The following is a 15,639-nucleotide window of genomic DNA, read 5'->3' as shown; positions in this document are numbered from 1 at the left end:
TAAATTAGGGCTCCGTTCGAGATAGCATTCAAACAAATTGCTCGCAAACTAAACAGACGGTCTGCAGTATATTCTACATCTCATGGTAACTGTAGATCGGTTTAATATCGTCCTAATTACACAGTGTCTATATTTGGTGTCGAGATATTCTCGCGGTGCCGTTTCGAGACCGACCACCCGTCTCATCCCAAACGTATAATACCTTAACCCATATTTCACACCTGATGAGTGGCTCACTTACTATCAGCATGGAAGTCGAACTTGGCTGGGGAACCCACGATAGGGGGGAATACGAGTATTTTTCCCCGGATGGGGAGAGAGAATCTGAGACTCTGAATTCGTTTCTCCGAGTATGTGATAAGTACGGAATTCCGGTGACGTTTGATGTCGTCGGACACCTGATGGAAGAATCCTGTAACGGTACACACAGCGGTCCCTATCCGGACAACTGGTGGAGCGAGGATCCCGGTACCGATTCGGAGACGGATCCACTATTTTACGCTCCGGAGTTCGTGCGACGGATCGACAACACCAACGTTTCACACGAGATTGGAACGCACACCTACTCGCATATCCTCTGTGACGATGTCCCGTCGGAGACCATACGGCACGAGTTACAGCGGGCAAGCGAAGTCCATCAGGAGTTCGGTCTTGAACCTCCCCGTTCAGTCGTGTTTCCACGTCATCAAACGCCTCCATACGATGTCTTTAGTGATCTCGGTATCGAAGTAGTGCGCCGGCCGATCGACGATTATCACGTTCCAGAAAATCTGCCGAAAAAATTCTTTTGGGGAGTGACGAGGACACATCCCGTCACTGAACTACAGCGCGAGGAAGGTCTTGTTGAGACACTGTGTACCCCACATCCTTCATTAAGCAGTGGCTTTCTTCAGACGGGCCAAGCCGACTTACATCCCGTATTGCGGGGGATTCCACAGCCGATCAGACAGCGAATTCTCCGCCATTACATCAAGTCAGCTGTTGATCGGGCCGTAGAAGAGGATGGTCACGTCCACCTGTGGACGCATCTATTCAACATAGCTAACGACGAGCATCTCGCACCAATTGAATCGGGCCTACAGTACTTGGCTGAAAAGCGGGATGCGGGCGAAGTCACCATCGATCGAATGTGTGATCTATCCACGGCGATAAGAGATGACTGAAGTACCAATCCAAGTCGCAGTACTGCTCAACTCCGAATCGGTTAACGAGTGGCAGCGCCGGGCCTTAGAGGTACTTTTTGACGATAGTGATATCCAAGCGGAGCCATCGTTGCTCGTGGTCGACTCCGACCCCCGCAATCGATCAAGGCTCGACTCAGTTCGAACCCACCTTTCCGAACTATCGTTGTGGAAAGTTATTCGGAGTTTTCATTTAATAAAAAACCACGTAACCGGCCCTCCTTGGTATAAAAAGCGTACGGCTATCCGTGATATCGATGCTTTTGACGGTGTGAAAAAAATCACTTCTCGACGACTACCACGCGAAGGACTCGGTATCGAACTTTCTGGGGAGGCCGTTGATCACCTTGAAAAAACGGATATCGCGATCCGGTTTGGTTTCGGGATCGTTATGGGTGACGCCCTAACCGCACCGAAATACGGGATGTTAAGTTATCATCACGGAGATCTCAGACAGTACCGTGGTCGGCCGGCAGGATTCCACGAGTTTGCCCGGGGAGAAAGGTCGGTCGGGGTCACCGTACAGCGGCTCAACGAATCACTTGATGGTGGTGATATTGCTGCCTTCAAAGAGGTCGATATCTCTGACGCCACCTCATGGCCTGAAGTGCTCTCTCGACTGTACGGTATCTCAGACGAACTATTACTGAGCGGCGTAAAGAATTGCGTGAGTGGAGACCTAGAGACGGATCCCAAACAGGGTAGTCTGTACACAATTCCCACTAATCGTGAAACGTTGCTGTACTTACGGCAGAAATTGAAACGTATATGTAGAAATATTTCGTGATTCGATTGACTTATTTGGTTATGTGTGTTTGTTCTAATTCACGTATGAATTCTTGCTATCTCTTGAGATAATCGTGGCATAACCAGTGTCCGATGATTTTCTGTGTCGATCGTCGTGAAACGGAGTACTGTCATATTTCTTATATTCAGGTGAATAGAGCGAAAGAACATTATCACATGAATATCGCGTAAGTAGTATGGCAATTTGCGTCGTGACTCATCCAGTTGGGCCAACCGCGACCGCAACGTCCGGTCTTCTCGACATCCTGTCGGAACTCACTCCCGTTTCTTTGGTCTCAGCTAACGTCAGCGGCAGTTCCGAGATACGTGACGATCACGAGGTCATCGAAGTTTCGGCTTCGGGGACGGGTAGCACCATTTTCATTTCTGGAGTCCGGTTTCTATTAAATCAATTTCGAATGTGTCAGGTGATCGCTGAGCGAGATGAAGAAATAATTTGGTTCTTTGGGGCCACGTCGTATCTTCTTCCAATACTATTCTCTAAGCTACTCGGGAAGACAGTGGTTCTCCATCCCCGCGGTGATGTCCCGCGTACACTACGGATCCAGTGGGAAGAGCGCGTTCCAGTACCGATAGCTCGTTTCCTCGCCGGAAGTGTTCGAGCCTTGGAAAACACCGGGTATTGGATTTCCGACGCGATTGTGGCGTACACGCCGTCAATGGCTGCGGAGCTCGGATTAAATAGATACGAATCCAAACTTTACACAAACGGCGCACGCTACGTGGATCTCAAGAGATTTACCCCGCAAGGCGCCTACGAAGAGCGTGAGAACGTCATCGGTTTCTTAGGTCGTCTTGACGAGGAGAAGCGAATTCACGAGCTCGCGAGCGTCGCGAAACAACTCCCCGATGACATCACTTTCGTGTTCGCGGGTGACGGACCACTTCGCGATTGGTTGGCAGACGAGCTCTCCGCGGAGATTGAGTCGGGATCAGTCGAAATGCTCGGTTGGGTCGATCGCGAAGACGTGCCGGCCGTTTTGAATCGCTTTCGTTTGCTCCTTTTGCCCTCCGAGATGGAAGGGCTGCCGACGGTGATATTGGAGGCATTCGGCTGCGGAACCCCTGTGTATGCCACACGAGTTTCCGGTGTTCCGGACGTGGTAGTAGAGAGCGAGACCGGCTTCTTGATCGATAAGGTCGATAGCAGAGTGATGGCGAACGAAATCGCGGAAATTCTCGAACGAGATCACTTAGCGGAGATCAGTACAAATGCGCGAAGGGTCGCAGAGGACGAATACGGGTTTGACGCGGCGGTAGACCGGTACGAACAGATCCTGTCGCATATTGAGCAACCTGACTAGCTCCGATAGATTGAATCCCCTGTCGGTTTCATTGAGGATATGTCCATCGCAGTCGTAACCGGTGCTGCAGGATTCATCGGCTCTAGCCTCTCGGAAGCACTTCTTGACCGAGGATATCGTGTCCGCGGAGTCGATAATCTCACGACAGGACGAAGGACGAATCTTCGATCACTTAAGAACCGAGATGAGTTCGAATTTCACGAAGTCGACATCCGTGACAAATCGGCTATGAACGATTTGGTTGAGGGTGTCGAATATGTGTTTCACCAAGCCGCAGTTCCGTCCGTACCGCGAAGCGTCGACGATCCAATAACGACGACGGATGCCAACTGTACTGGAACCGCGACAGTCCTTGATGCAGCTCGTCGTGCGGATGTCGACACCGTAGTGGCCGCTTCATCGTCGTCTGTCTATGGCTCGTCGACGGGACTACCGAAAGTGGAGTCGATGACTCCCGACCCTGAGTCTCCGTACGCACTTTCGAAGTACTACACGGAGAAACTGGCCATACAATTCAGCGACCTGTACGATATCAACACGGTTGCACTGCGCTACTTCAATGTCTTCGGGCCGGGACAGGACCCTAACGGAGAGTACGCCGCTGTGATTCCGAAATTTGTTCAGCTGATGTTGGATGGGGATCGGCCTACTATTTACGGTGACGGGGAACAATCGCGGGACTTTACATTCGTCGATAATGTTATCCAAGCGAACATACAGGCTGCGGAGGGTAGTGCGACTGGCGTAGCTGTGAACGTTGGCTGTGGTGGCCAAGTGACGATCAACGAACTTGTCGGCCATATCAACGATATCTTGGGTACTGATATCGAGCCCATTCATGATAGTCCTCGTCCGGGGGATGTCCGTCACTCACATGCGGATCTGAAATCGGCTCGTGAAGAGATTGAATACGAACCGAAGGTGGATTTCCAAGAGGGATTAGAACGCACGGTGAGCTATTTCAAGAACGCATAGATAAGACGAACGAATAATTGACCAATCTCCAGCGTAGCGGATGTCGGCTACGACGGAGGAGTTGGATGCAGATAGAATCCAACCGAGGTAGCTGTTAGCCGTTCTCCTCGATATTTTCGACTCGGATAACATCGATCAGACTCTTGGTAACGGTCGTGATCCGATGTAGGATACAGCTTTACAGCAGTCTCTGACAGGGTCGAACGATTCGAGTGGACTACTGGAGTAGAATCAAAAAGAACTATACAACGAAACGCTCAACCGAACGACGTAGAGAGCCAATGATTGGTCGTGTTTTACAGAAATAAACAGTCTCTGCCAATGTCGACCGATATTGCGGTTCACCTACCTGATCTCAGTGGCGGAGGGGCAGAGCGGATGGTCGTTAATCTCACCGGAGAGTTTGCTGCACGTGGGTACGATGTGGATCTCGTTCTCTCGAAAACGTCAGGTCCGTACATGACTGATGTGTCTCAAGACGTGAATATCGTTGATTTAGACGCCCCCACTCTCCCCGGATACGCTGCACTCGGATCTCTTCCTGCACTTGGGAGTTATCTTCGACGCCATCGACCCACTGCATTACTCGCCGTTCTCACGCGCGTCAACGTTGTATCTCTCCTTACACGCCGGTTAGTGAGGAGCGACACAAATGTCGTCGTGAGCGAACGCAATCACCTGTCGAGTGTGTTGGATCAGTACGGTCGCGTCGGTAAGCGAGTGCTCCCGTCGTTGGTCAGGCGAACCTATCCGTGGGCAGACGGAATCGTTCCTATCTCTCACGGAGTTGCGGACGATCTCAGTACGATCAGCGGAATTCCGACATCGGAGATGACGGTGATCCACAATCCCGCCTACTCCAAAGGGATCTCCGAGAAGGCAACAGAGCGCGTGTCTCACCCGTGGTTCCAGTCGGATGAACCGCCAGTTATTCTCGGAGTCGGGAGCCTCACACCGCAGAAAGACTTTCCCACGCTTGTTCGCGCGTTCAACCGACTTCGCTCTCAACAGGATGCCCGCCTCGTTATCCTCGGTGAGGGCGACCGACGTGAGGAGCTTGAATCGCTTATTCAGCGGTACGGAATCGGCGATAGCGTTGACCTCCCTGGATTCGTTGATAATCCGTTTAAGTACATGAAACAGGCGGACGTGTTTGTCCTCTCTTCAAGATGGGAGGGCTTCGGGAACGTTATCGTAGAGGCGATGGCCTGTGGAACTCCTATCGTATCGACCAACTGTCCGAGCGGCCCTGCGGAGATCCTGCAGAACGGGAAGTATGGACAGCTCGTGCGGACAGGCGATCCCGAAGCGCTCGCAGCAGCGGTTCAAGCCACTCTTGCCGAACCGCCGGCCCCCGATCCGCTTATCGAACGCGCTAAGGAATTCTCCGTTGAAAGGGTCGCAGACAAGTATCTCGCTACGCTACTGCCGTAGAACACTCTCTGAGGTTCGGGCTGAGACGGTTATTTTTCTACCACAAAGTCGTTCAGTACGAGGACGTCGAGACCCATCCCATAGAAGTCCTTGAGTGCTTCCGCGGGCGTGGTTACGATCGGTTCTCCGTGATCGTTGAACGACGTATTCAGGAGAACGGGAACATCGGTAATTTCCTCGAACGCTGAGATCAGATCGTAATACCGTTCGTTCTGGTCACGACGAACTGTCTGGGGTCGTGTCGTATTGTCTCCGGGATGAAGTACTGCCGTGATATCGTCTCGTGACTCTGCATCCGTATCGAACGTCTTGATCATATACGGAGATTCTTCCTGATTCACGAGGAACTGATCGGCTTTCTCTTCCAACATCGACGGGGCGAACGGACGCCATTCTTCGCGGTGTTTGACGTATTTGTTAACACGATCGCGCGACTCGACAGTTCGCGGATCGGCAATAATACTGCGGTTACCAAGCGCTCGTGGCCCCATTTCGAGCCGACCTTGGAACCACCCGACCAGTTTGCCGTCCACAATCCGTGACGCGACGAACTCCGAGAGTTCAGCCGGCTCGGTGTATTCGACTTTGTTTTTTTGTAACAGAGCCTCGATTTCATCGTTCGAGTACTCCGGCCCCCAATAAACGGTGGACATTTCCGGAACGGACTGAGGTGACTGATCAATCATTCCACCACCAACTGCCAGCCCTGCATCGCTCGCAACCGGCTGTATGAAGAGATTGTCAACACAGTCCAACTCCATAATCTCCTTGTTCATTTTGCAATTAAGCGCCACACCACCAGAGAGAGCGACGTTCGAAGTATCGAGTTCAGCGGTGTACTGGCGGGGGATGTCGACTACAATCTCTTCGAGGAGTTTCTGAGTTACGAAGGCGAGATCTTTCTCCCAGTCAGTAAACTGTTCAGTGTCCGATTTCCGCTCACGGCCTAATGCTTCTTCGAGCACCTCGACACCTGTACGGATACTTCCAGACTTCGTCAGTGGAGTCACATCGTACTCGGCTTGGACATCGATAAGGTCACGGAGCGTCGATTCGATTTCGGGGTTCTCACTACCATAAGGTGCGAGCCCCATGATCTTTCCTTCTCCATTGGACACGCGGTAGCCCAGAAATTCTGTGACGATCCCGTAGAAGTATCCGAGGCTGTTTGGAAACTCGAACGTTTTGATTCGTTGAAGGCCATTATGTGTGCCTTCCCAAACGACAGTCGAATCATATTCACCCCTTCCGTCGATAGTGAGGACGAGTGCCTGATCGAAATCTGACGGATGAAACGCGCTCGCAGCATGACAGGCGTGATGGGCACGCAGTCCAATCGGCGGAAGAGGCCCGTCAAAGTGAGACCGCAACTCTTGTTCGACTTCGACTGTAGGGTAAAAACGAGCAATCGCGAGCCGCTTTATCGACTCCGAAAGCTGATATGCCTTTTCAACAGTAGAGTCCCCCCAAGAAGCTGCTTCACGTAGCTTCTGTCCGGTGATTTTTGTCTGTAGTTTCGGGTTGTATGGAAGTATAATTTTATCGACATCACTTAGATCGATATCCGGGTACTCCAAGCAGGCCTGAATTGCACGATGTGGGAAGTCGCCTGCAGCGTGTTTTTGTCGATTTAGTCGCTCTTCCTCTACCGCGTAGAGTATTTCACCATTTCTGAAAATTGCTGCACTGGGGTCGTGAACCCCAAACTCGCCAATAGCAGGCTTGAACGAAAGCACATACTTTTCCATCGTGTGGTTGCTTGAAATTCTTCATTTTAAAACTTATGAATAACTCTACTTCTTGATTCTTAGAGACATATTATAACATCACCACTTTCCCATTCTGAGGCTCATTTATCATGCCAACTCAAAGAGAAGTCTATTTCAGTATAGATGTCGTAAACTACGCGATGGTTTCTGATGAGAAAGAAGTAGTGCTAGTCCAAGGTGATTCTCTCACGTTACCTCATGATTCAGTACCATATCTCTACACATGGCCAGGTCTGTTACAACGAGATCTTGACGAGTTCCACGTTGTGAACGTTGGACAAAGCGAGAAAACTACTGCCGACTTTTCGGGAAGGTTAAACGTACATCAGAAGAGAGAGCTAGAATACTACGAACCACAGATAGTAGTCGTACAGGTTGGCATCGTTGACTGTGCCCCGCGATATTTCAGGAAATGGGAAAAACAGTTGCTCGACCTCATTCCTGTCCATACTGTCTCAGACGGACTCTTTTTCCTCGCAAAGCATCTTCGAAGTCGGTCGGAGAGACGGTCGTATGTGGACAGGCCCACATTTAGAGCGAACTTAGAGTCTTACTGCCACCGCGCCGAAAAATCGGGTGTGGACCGTATTGTGCTGGTGAAAATACTACAGCCGGGAACGACGTACTCCGAAAAAAATCCACGGATTGAAGAGAGTATCAGCAGCTATAACGCTATTATTGAAGACGTTGCCGACCAGTTCAGCAACGCAGAGACACTCCGGCCGCTCGCGGACGATCCAACTGCCGAGAAAGCGGTGATCGAAGAGAATACGCTTTCGGACGGCTATCACCTCAACAGGAAAGGCCATCGACGTCTTTTCGAACGTCTTCCGTTTGTTTGAGAAGCTCAACGGGTAACTACGATTCACTCATCAGCGACGACAGCGTCGATGAGGTCAAAGAGTTTCGTCACCTGCCGGTCCATAGAGAACTTTTCTACATGCTGCTTCCGGTCCGACCGGTCGGCAGCAGAATCCTCGTTGAGGGCCGTTTGAATGGCATCAACCCACGCCTCAACGGATTCGATATCTGTGACTGTCTGACCGAGATCACCGACTACCTCGGGTAAGCCGCCACGGTCGCTGACGACGCACGGAATCCCGCTCGCCATTGCTTCCGCGGCGACGCGACCGAACGCTTCTTGTATACGAGACGGAACGACGACGAGTTTCGCCTGTTGATATACGTGGCTCATATCATCTTGCCAGCCGAGATATGTGACATTGTCGAGCTCTTCAATTCGCTGCTCAATGGAGGGATCGTTTGTGGAGCCAGCGACCAGAAATTCCTCTTCGGGAAGGCGTTCAGCAATATCCAAGAAGATATCTGCCCCTTTGTATTTCGTTCGGGGGTTCACCATCGTTATCTTTCCTCCCGGGTTGTAAGGTACCTGATACTCTTCAAGTGAAATTGGAGGATAAATGATCTCTGTCTCTACATTGAACTGATCAGACAGGCAGTTGGCGGTGAACTCACTATTTGCAACGATGACATCTGCAGCCTCCATAGCGGTGGCGTAACGTTGGCTGGTAGCATACAAAAAGGGGAACTGAATCTTACCACCGATATCGGTATGGAAATAGTTCGCTACGAGTCCTCTGTTCCGATCGTATACTCCAAGACCGAGAACTAGAATCGAGCGAACAAAGAAAATCGATGGGACATCGTAACGGTTGGCTACTGCGATCGACGACGGTCCCAAAATGTTCTCTGTGAGAAGAACATCGTGGGTGTGATCGAATTCGGTTTCCAAGAAGCGTTTCCACCGCCAGTTGGTAAGTTCTTGATTTACCCACGATAGTCGGGGAATTGAGGGGAGGTCGGTAGTTTTTGTTCGGCACTTAGTATCAGGGTCTTGTTTCGGTGCTGTTCGGTAGACAGTCGGTATGAAATCATACTGTCTGTTTGTTTCGTCGACAAACTGGAGTAGGGAAACACTATGACCGGAGTACGTCCATGCCATATTCATTTTGAAGTAATCAGTAGACAACATGTGTAAACAAACCTTCGATGAAGCTTGGATAGTGGTTGGAGAAACTGTTCCTAGAAATATCGAGAGAGTTAAAGTACTTGTAAGTGTTATCTACGTCACCGTTATGATCGGTTAGAAAATATCATATCTATAATTATTTGAACAATGATTGATTCTGGTATCAAAACTAATTCCACTACATCTTGAGAAATGTAGGATGCGAAAAGGAAAAGTAATACTAGAGAACTGTCTACAAGCGCTTAATGCCAGTTAATTTTCGAAAGTGGGTATCTGAAAGTGTTAGAAGAACTAAGAATGATCCAAAAATGGGAATACCTCGAAGTGCATATTATGCTTACGTAGGTGCTTTACTAACTGTAACGAATCGGAAGTCTTGGGGAACCAATATTTTCGATTGTGACTGGGATCTACTTATTATTCTCGACGGGTGTAGAGTTGATGCAATTCAGGAGGTTGCAGATGAATATTCGTATATAAATAAAATAAATTCAATCCGTTCGGTTGGTAGTACATCGTTTGAGTGGATGCCACTCACATTTCAACAAAGATATCGACATAAGATCCAAGATACTGCTTATGTGAGTGGGAACCCCTATATTACTCCAGTTTTTAGAGAAAAGAAAGAACCACCAGTTAAACAATCACTTCCCTTTGGTCCAAAAGATTACGATGTCGTCGATCCAAGTGACTTCCTATACCTAGATGAAGTGAGAAAATACGGGATAGACTCAAAGAAGAATTGTATACTACCTCGAACTATGACCGATCGTGCAGTTGATGTTGCTAGATCAAGGAACCCAGATCGTCTTATTGTTCATTATATGCAACCGCACGAACCCCACATTGGGGAAGAGAAGGGTCTCGGACAGAATGTTTTTACTTCTCTTCGGGAAAAGAAAATAACAAAAGAAGAAGCATGGGCATCCTACATAGAAAATCTTAGACTCGTTCTTGACGAGCTTGAAGTTCTATTGGAAAATGTTAATGCTGAAAAAGCAGTAATAACCGCAGACCACGGAGAGGCATTTGGTGAATTTGGGTTCTATGCACATCAGATTGGATGTCCTTTGCCCGTAGTTCGGAAAGTTCCTTGGGTAGAAACAAGCGCAATTGATCAGGAGACTTACAGCCCCACGATAAAGCCAAACACTGTAACAAATCAGGATACCCTGGAAGATCATTTGGAAGATCTAGGCTATATCTAGTGATTGTATTTGCCCGAGAAGCCTATTACAAACGTGATCACAGCGCCTGGCATAATATTCCTGCACCGAGGGTTACTGTCGAAGTAGAAATATAGGACTGAGGGGCTCTGTTGAAATCCTATTCTTCAGACAGGTTCTTGTCTGAAACAGTTGGTCGCTGAACGTACGTATTGACCATAAGAAATTCATGAACTCGTCGGGTTAGAATCCACTATGACCCTCTCTGTCAGCAACTATCGCCTACAGCTTTGTCGCGTCTGCTATCATGGGCCTCTCTGCTAGCTTTCTCACCGACCGTATCTCCGTGAAAATGGGACTTCTCTTAGCAGTTTCTACTACAGTTGGTCAAGTAGTCGTGAGGATACTGTGATCGGTATATCGATCGCAACCGGATCAGAATATATCACTTCTTGAGGATTTCAACAGAGCCGACTGAGGCAGAGAGTTAGAAAATTGAGTGTGACTTTGAACCATCAAATTCATGCACTCATGACGATTTATTTGGAATAATGAAAGTCGCCCAGACTTCTTTGATTGTCTTCATATCGAAATTGTTTGGCTCAATACTTGGGTTTACTGCTACCGTTTATTTTGCCCGTGAGTTAGGTGCAGAGATATATGGTGTCTACGCGGTATTCATTGCTGTCCTTGCATGGCTAAAAGTGGGAGGAAGAGTTGGAATCAACGCAGGTATAATAAAGAGAATCAGTGAAGGTAAAGAACAGGGACAGTATTTAACCGCAGGAATTTTCTTGATTACTACTTTGATAACAGGTGTTATACTCCTAATTTTTATATTAAATAGCTACTTTGAAGCCTATCTCTCCGGTTTTGGAGAATATTCATCTGTTTCAGTCATCTGGTTTCTTGTGCCAATGCTGGCTCTCTACATCGCTTATATACCTATCAAATCAACGCTCCACGGAGAGGGGAAAGTACACATAGCGGGTATCCTTAATCCGATTGAGGTTATCTTAAAGAGCCTCTTCCAGATTGGACTAGTATTCCTCGGATATAGTCTCGCGGGAATGGTGATAGGATACGCTGCCGGAATTATTGTTGTTACTGCTATCGGGGTTCTTTTTGTTACTGTCCGACCGCAACTTCCAAAAGTTCATCATTTCCGTAGCATCTATAATTATGCTAAGTATGCGTGGTTCGGCGATCTCAAGTCACAAGCCTTCAATGACGTAGATATTCTGATTCTCGGAGCGTTCGTCTCACAGTCACTTGTCGGTGTGTATGCCGTAGCATGGAGTCTCTCGAGGTTTATCGATATGTTTAGCGTCGCGGTCAGTCAGGCGATGTTCCCCGAAATTAGCAATATCTCGAGCCAAGATTCAAAACAAAAAGCTGCCGGACTTATTGAGGACTCGTTTGCTTATACTGGAATCATCGCAATACCTGGATTTATTGGAGGATTTATACTCGACGAGCGTCTAATGCGTATATACAGCGGAGAGTTCATCCAAGGAACTGAAGTTCTATGGATATTACTACTTTCTATTCTTTTTTACGGATACCTCAAACAGTGTCTTAACGCACTCAATGCACTCAATCGTCCTGATCTCGCATTTCGTGCCAACTTTGTATTTATCGCTGCAAATGTGATTTTGAATGTCGTTTTGATTTGGCAACTGAGCTGGGTCGGTGCGGCAATAGCGAGCGCGATATCATCAGGTATTGGACTAGTCATCTCGTATGTGTTATTAAAACGAATAATAGTCTTCACCCTTCCTCTAAGAGAAGTCGTTAAACAGGGAATAGCAGCGCTTGTCATGGCAGGTGTCACGATCGCGTTACAATGGGCTATTGAGACGGCTGATATAATTCAAAACAATTTTTTGATCGTTATAATATTAGTAGCAGTTAGTGCCGGACTTTACTTTGCCCTGTTACTTGGTATGTCCTCGGGATTCCGGGGAACAGTCAGACGGAATATTCCTTTGGATCCGTTCTAAATTCGATTGTTTGATCTGTGAGTCCCGAACCACGGACCCGATAACATTCATATTAGAATGTTGAAGTCGTTAGAAGGGCTGAAAACTACTAGAACTGAGACGGCGGCTAACTCATCTCTAACCGACTTCTTCAAGCAGATATTCTGCTCACAAAGTATTTCCCACCCCACCGACACCACCCACCTATGCAAGCAGTCGTACTTGCCGCGGGAAAGGGCACACGCCTCCAACCGCTGACGGACGACAAGCCGAAGGTGCTCGTCGAGGTCAACGGGACGCCGCTGATCGAGGACGTCTTCGACAACCTGATCGATGCTGGCGCGACGGAGCTGATCGTCGTAGTGGGCTACAAGGCCGAGCAGATCATCGATCGCTACGGCGACGAGTACCGCGACGTGCCGATCACGTACACGCACCAGCGCGAGCAGCTCGGGCTCGCCCACGCCATTCTCCAAGCCGAACCGCACATCGACGGCGACTTCATGCTGATGCTGGGCGACAACGTGTTCCGCGGGAACCTCGACGACGTGGCTAGCCGCCAGCAGGAGGATCGCGCCGACGCCGCCTTCCTCGTCGAGGAAGTCCCCTACGAGGAGGCCTCACGCTACGGTGTGCTTGACACCAACGAGTACGGCGAGGTCGTCGAGGTCGTCGAGAAACCCGACGACCCGCCGAGCAACCTCGTGATGACCGGCTTCTACACGTTCACGCCCGCCATCTTCCACGCGTGTCACCTCGTCCAGCCCTCCGACCGCGGCGAGTACGAACTCCCCGACGCGATCGATCTGCTCATCCAGTCTGGCCGCACCATCGACGCGATTCGCCTCGATGGGTGGCGTATCGACGTGGGCTACCCCGAAGACCGCGACCGCGCCGAGGAGCGACTCGACGAGCGGGCCGAGGAGGACGACGCGGAAGCGGAAGTCGACGAAGCCGTGGTCGACGACTGAGTAGTCGACAGCCGTCCGAGACACACCCCTCGTTTCGTCTGTTTCTGCTGACCACGCTAAAGGGTATCCAGAACCATCCCGCGGATCTCACGATGCTCGGGTTTCTCGAACGATTGAACGGACGAGGGGCGTGCAGGCGGTGTCCACTATCGGTACGAGCTCGCGTTGAACCCCGAAATGATCGTAGAGACACGGAAATCGATCGAGAAGCAGCCGTAGTCAGATGAACCGAAGAACAGGCGAAACGAGAGGTGTCCGAGGACCACAGAACTGCGGGCAAGCAGGCTTATTCACGATAAAGATCGTGTGGATATGCAAGTACTAACTCGACATCGATCGGGAGATCACCCTCGGACTACGCCACGAAGCTGACACAGATATCGCTCCGTGACACTCGACAAAGTCAGACGAAATGTACCTCCTCACTCCCGGCTGCCACGCGTCACAACGTAGTCCACTCGTCGCTCACACGTTCTCGAAACGCTCAAATTGATCGACGTTCGCCGTCAGGATCGATACCCGCTGTGCACGAGCGATCGCTCCGGTGTACACGCCTGTTGGTCGTCGAGCCGCTGCCGGCTGTCCCGAAGTTTCGCAACGACACTGATCCTCACGGGCTCTGTCGCTCCGAGCGCAAATTTTTCTCGATAGCGACGGAACACTACTCCCGATCATGAGCGTGACCGAGGAGGGGGTCCGAAACATCTGTACGGACGCGGTTTTCGAGCGCGGCGAGGGCTACCTCGCCGAGGGCCGTATCCGCGAGATCCACCGCGTCGGCGCCACCGTGAGCGCCGTCGTAAGTGGGAGCCGCCAGTACGACGTGCGCGTCGATCTCGCGGCCGACGAGTTCGATCCGTGGTGCGACTGCCCGTACGACGGACCCGGCGCGTGCAAGCACGTCGTCGCCGTGCTGCTCCGCTGTCTTGACGACGCGCCGCCGGACGAGGGAGATCGGCTCGATGTCGAGCTCGACGCTGCGGACCCCGACGACCTGCGGGCGTTCCTTCGCGACACGTTGGCGACCGACGCCACGCTCCGCGAGCGGTTTTTCGCTCGCTTCGGCGAGTCGTCGACGCGGTCGGTCGAGGAGCTGCGCACCGCGATCGATCGGCGGTTCGAGGAGACGAACCCCGAGTACTACGTCGTTTTCGAGCCGATCGACTTTGCGGAGTGGTTCGATCTCGCCGACGAGTACCGCGAGCAGGGTCGGAACGGGTCGGCGGCCGTGGTGTATCGGGCGCTCGTCGAGTCACTCGATGACAACATGGAGCGTGTCGACGGCGCGTACGACCATTTCTCGCAGGCGTTCGCGCGAGCCCTCGACGGCTACGTCGAATGTGCCGCGGACCGCGAGGACCACGGAGCCACAGACGCTGTCGCCTTCCTCGAGGAGCGCGCGGAGTCGGGAACGTCGTATCTCGCCGACCAGTTCGAGCGAGCGGCGTCCGAACTGCGAGAAAGGCTGGCGAGAGGATCTGGGGGCTGAGTGAACTCGACACGGCCACCCCGATCGGGACCAGGCAGCTGACGGCGCAGTCTCACTCCGCAGTCACATTCTCCGCCAGATTCCGCAGCTCGTCGATCGACTGCCTCTTCTCGTTTGCCACGTGGTACCCGAACAGCCGCAGGTAGCCGTCCGCGATCAGCGGCTCGCCGACGCTCACGTTAATTACGTCGCCACACTCGATGCCGCCGGCCGACACCAGCCGGCGCAGCGTGTGTCCGCTCTCACGGGCGTCCCGCCCGAGACGATGGTGTCCCGTGTTGGCCGGGCACGACGTGTTCCTCGACGCGTAGCAGTCTCGATCTTTTGCAGGAGGTAGTGCATAGACGCGAAGCGACGCCGACAGCGATCGCTCAGGGGTCGAGGCGTGGCGTCATAAAGAAAACCGCAAGGGGTCGGCCCGCGAGGGCCGATGGTTGGTTAGTGGTGAATCGCTGCTGCGTTACTCGGTACGCCGCGTAGCGAGGAGCGCAGCCGCGATGAGGGCGACGAGAGCGACGAGGGCACCGAAGCCGGGCGTCCCGTCTTCAGAGCCGCCGTCGCCACCGTCACC

The 15,639-nt window shown here is 51.3% G+C and carries 14 protein-coding genes; 10 read left to right on the top strand and 4 right to left on the bottom strand.

All coding sequences use genetic code 11. The features are described 5' to 3' along the window. Positions 1-224: 224 nt before the first annotated feature. From C471_RS16685 to C471_RS14445, 5 genes are all read left to right on the top strand, one after another. Complete coding sequence (locus C471_RS16685) at positions 225-1,163, top strand: polysaccharide deacetylase family protein (RefSeq protein WP_080505615.1); 939 nt, start codon at positions 225-227, stop codon at positions 1,161-1,163. After that, complete coding sequence (locus C471_RS16680) at positions 1,156-1,968, top strand: formyltransferase family protein (RefSeq protein WP_080505614.1); 813 nt, start codon at positions 1,156-1,158, stop codon at positions 1,966-1,968. Before C471_RS16685 ends, C471_RS16680 begins: the two co-directional genes overlap by 8 nt. Before the next feature lie 196 nt (positions 1,969-2,164). After that, positions 2,165-3,292: a glycosyltransferase family 4 protein gene (locus C471_RS14455; RefSeq protein WP_049909448.1), complete on the top strand. Its 1,128-nt coding sequence runs from the start codon at positions 2,165-2,167 to the stop codon at positions 3,290-3,292. Positions 3,293-3,331: 39 nt separating this feature from the next. Further along, positions 3,332-4,267 (top strand): SDR family NAD(P)-dependent oxidoreductase, encoded by a 936-nt coding sequence (locus C471_RS14450; RefSeq protein ID WP_049909446.1) that lies wholly within the window; start codon positions 3,332-3,334, stop codon positions 4,265-4,267. A gap of 321 nt (positions 4,268-4,588) precedes the next feature. Beyond that, positions 4,589-5,701 (top strand): glycosyltransferase, encoded by a 1,113-nt coding sequence (locus tag C471_RS14445; RefSeq protein WP_049909445.1) that lies wholly within the window; start codon positions 4,589-4,591, stop codon positions 5,699-5,701. A gap of 29 nt (positions 5,702-5,730) precedes the next feature. Here the strand turns inward: C471_RS14445 and C471_RS14440 are convergent, their stop codons facing one another. After that, a complete protein-coding gene (locus C471_RS14440) occupies positions 5,731-7,449 on the bottom strand; it encodes a carbamoyltransferase family protein (protein ID WP_049909443.1) in 1,719 nt (572 codons plus the stop codon). A gap of 161 nt (positions 7,450-7,610) precedes the next feature. On the opposite strand from C471_RS14440, the gene C471_RS16675 reads away from it, so the two are divergent. Then, on the top strand, positions 7,611-8,312 hold the full coding sequence (locus C471_RS16675; RefSeq protein ID WP_160163153.1) for an SGNH/GDSL hydrolase family protein: 702 nt from the start codon (positions 7,611-7,613) through the stop codon (positions 8,310-8,312). A gap of 23 nt (positions 8,313-8,335) precedes the next feature. On the opposite strand, the gene C471_RS16670 is transcribed toward C471_RS16675, so the two are convergent. Next, on the bottom strand, positions 8,336-9,223 hold the full coding sequence (locus C471_RS16670) for a glycosyltransferase family 4 protein (protein WP_160163152.1): 888 nt from the start codon (positions 9,221-9,223) through the stop codon (positions 8,336-8,338). 482 nt (positions 9,224-9,705) lie between these two features. On the opposite strand from C471_RS16670, the gene C471_RS17250 reads away from it, so the two are divergent. The 4 genes from C471_RS17250 (at position 9,706) to C471_RS14425 (ending at position 15,068) form a co-directional block, all read left to right on the top strand. Beyond that, positions 9,706-10,668 carry a hypothetical protein gene (locus tag C471_RS17250; RefSeq protein ID WP_004050221.1) on the top strand — a complete coding sequence of 321 codons (963 nt, stop codon included), beginning with the start codon at positions 9,706-9,708 and terminating at the stop codon, positions 10,666-10,668. Positions 10,669-11,177: 509 nt separating this feature from the next. Further along, positions 11,178-12,629, top strand: a complete 1,452-nt coding sequence (locus C471_RS16665) for an oligosaccharide flippase family protein (protein WP_004050220.1) — start codon at positions 11,178-11,180, stop codon at positions 12,627-12,629. A gap of 185 nt (positions 12,630-12,814) precedes the next feature. Next, on the top strand, positions 12,815-13,579 hold the full coding sequence (aglF, locus tag C471_RS14430; protein WP_049909442.1) for a UTP--glucose-1-phosphate uridylyltransferase AglF: 765 nt from the start codon (positions 12,815-12,817) through the stop codon (positions 13,577-13,579). A gap of 673 nt (positions 13,580-14,252) precedes the next feature. Then, on the top strand, positions 14,253-15,068 hold the full coding sequence (locus C471_RS14425) for an SWIM zinc finger family protein (RefSeq protein ID WP_004050218.1): 816 nt from the start codon (positions 14,253-14,255) through the stop codon (positions 15,066-15,068). A gap of 52 nt (positions 15,069-15,120) precedes the next feature. On the opposite strand, the gene C471_RS18260 is transcribed toward C471_RS14425, so the two are convergent. Next, on the bottom strand, positions 15,121-15,246 hold the full coding sequence (locus C471_RS18260) for a hypothetical protein (protein WP_275039955.1): 126 nt from the start codon (positions 15,244-15,246) through the stop codon (positions 15,121-15,123). Positions 15,247-15,528: 282 nt separating this feature from the next. Continuing rightward, positions 15,529-15,639: PGF-CTERM sorting domain-containing protein (locus C471_RS16655; protein WP_004050216.1), on the bottom strand; the 111-nt coding region annotated here is incomplete at its 5' end.

Origin of the sequence: Halorubrum saccharovorum DSM 1137, from assembly GCF_000337915.1 — an archaeon.
GTDB classification, from domain to species: domain Archaea; phylum Halobacteriota; class Halobacteria; order Halobacteriales; family Haloferacaceae; genus Halorubrum; species Halorubrum saccharovorum.
The sequence above is the reverse complement of the archived record's forward strand: the minus strand, read 5'-3'. Positions and strand labels throughout refer to the sequence as shown.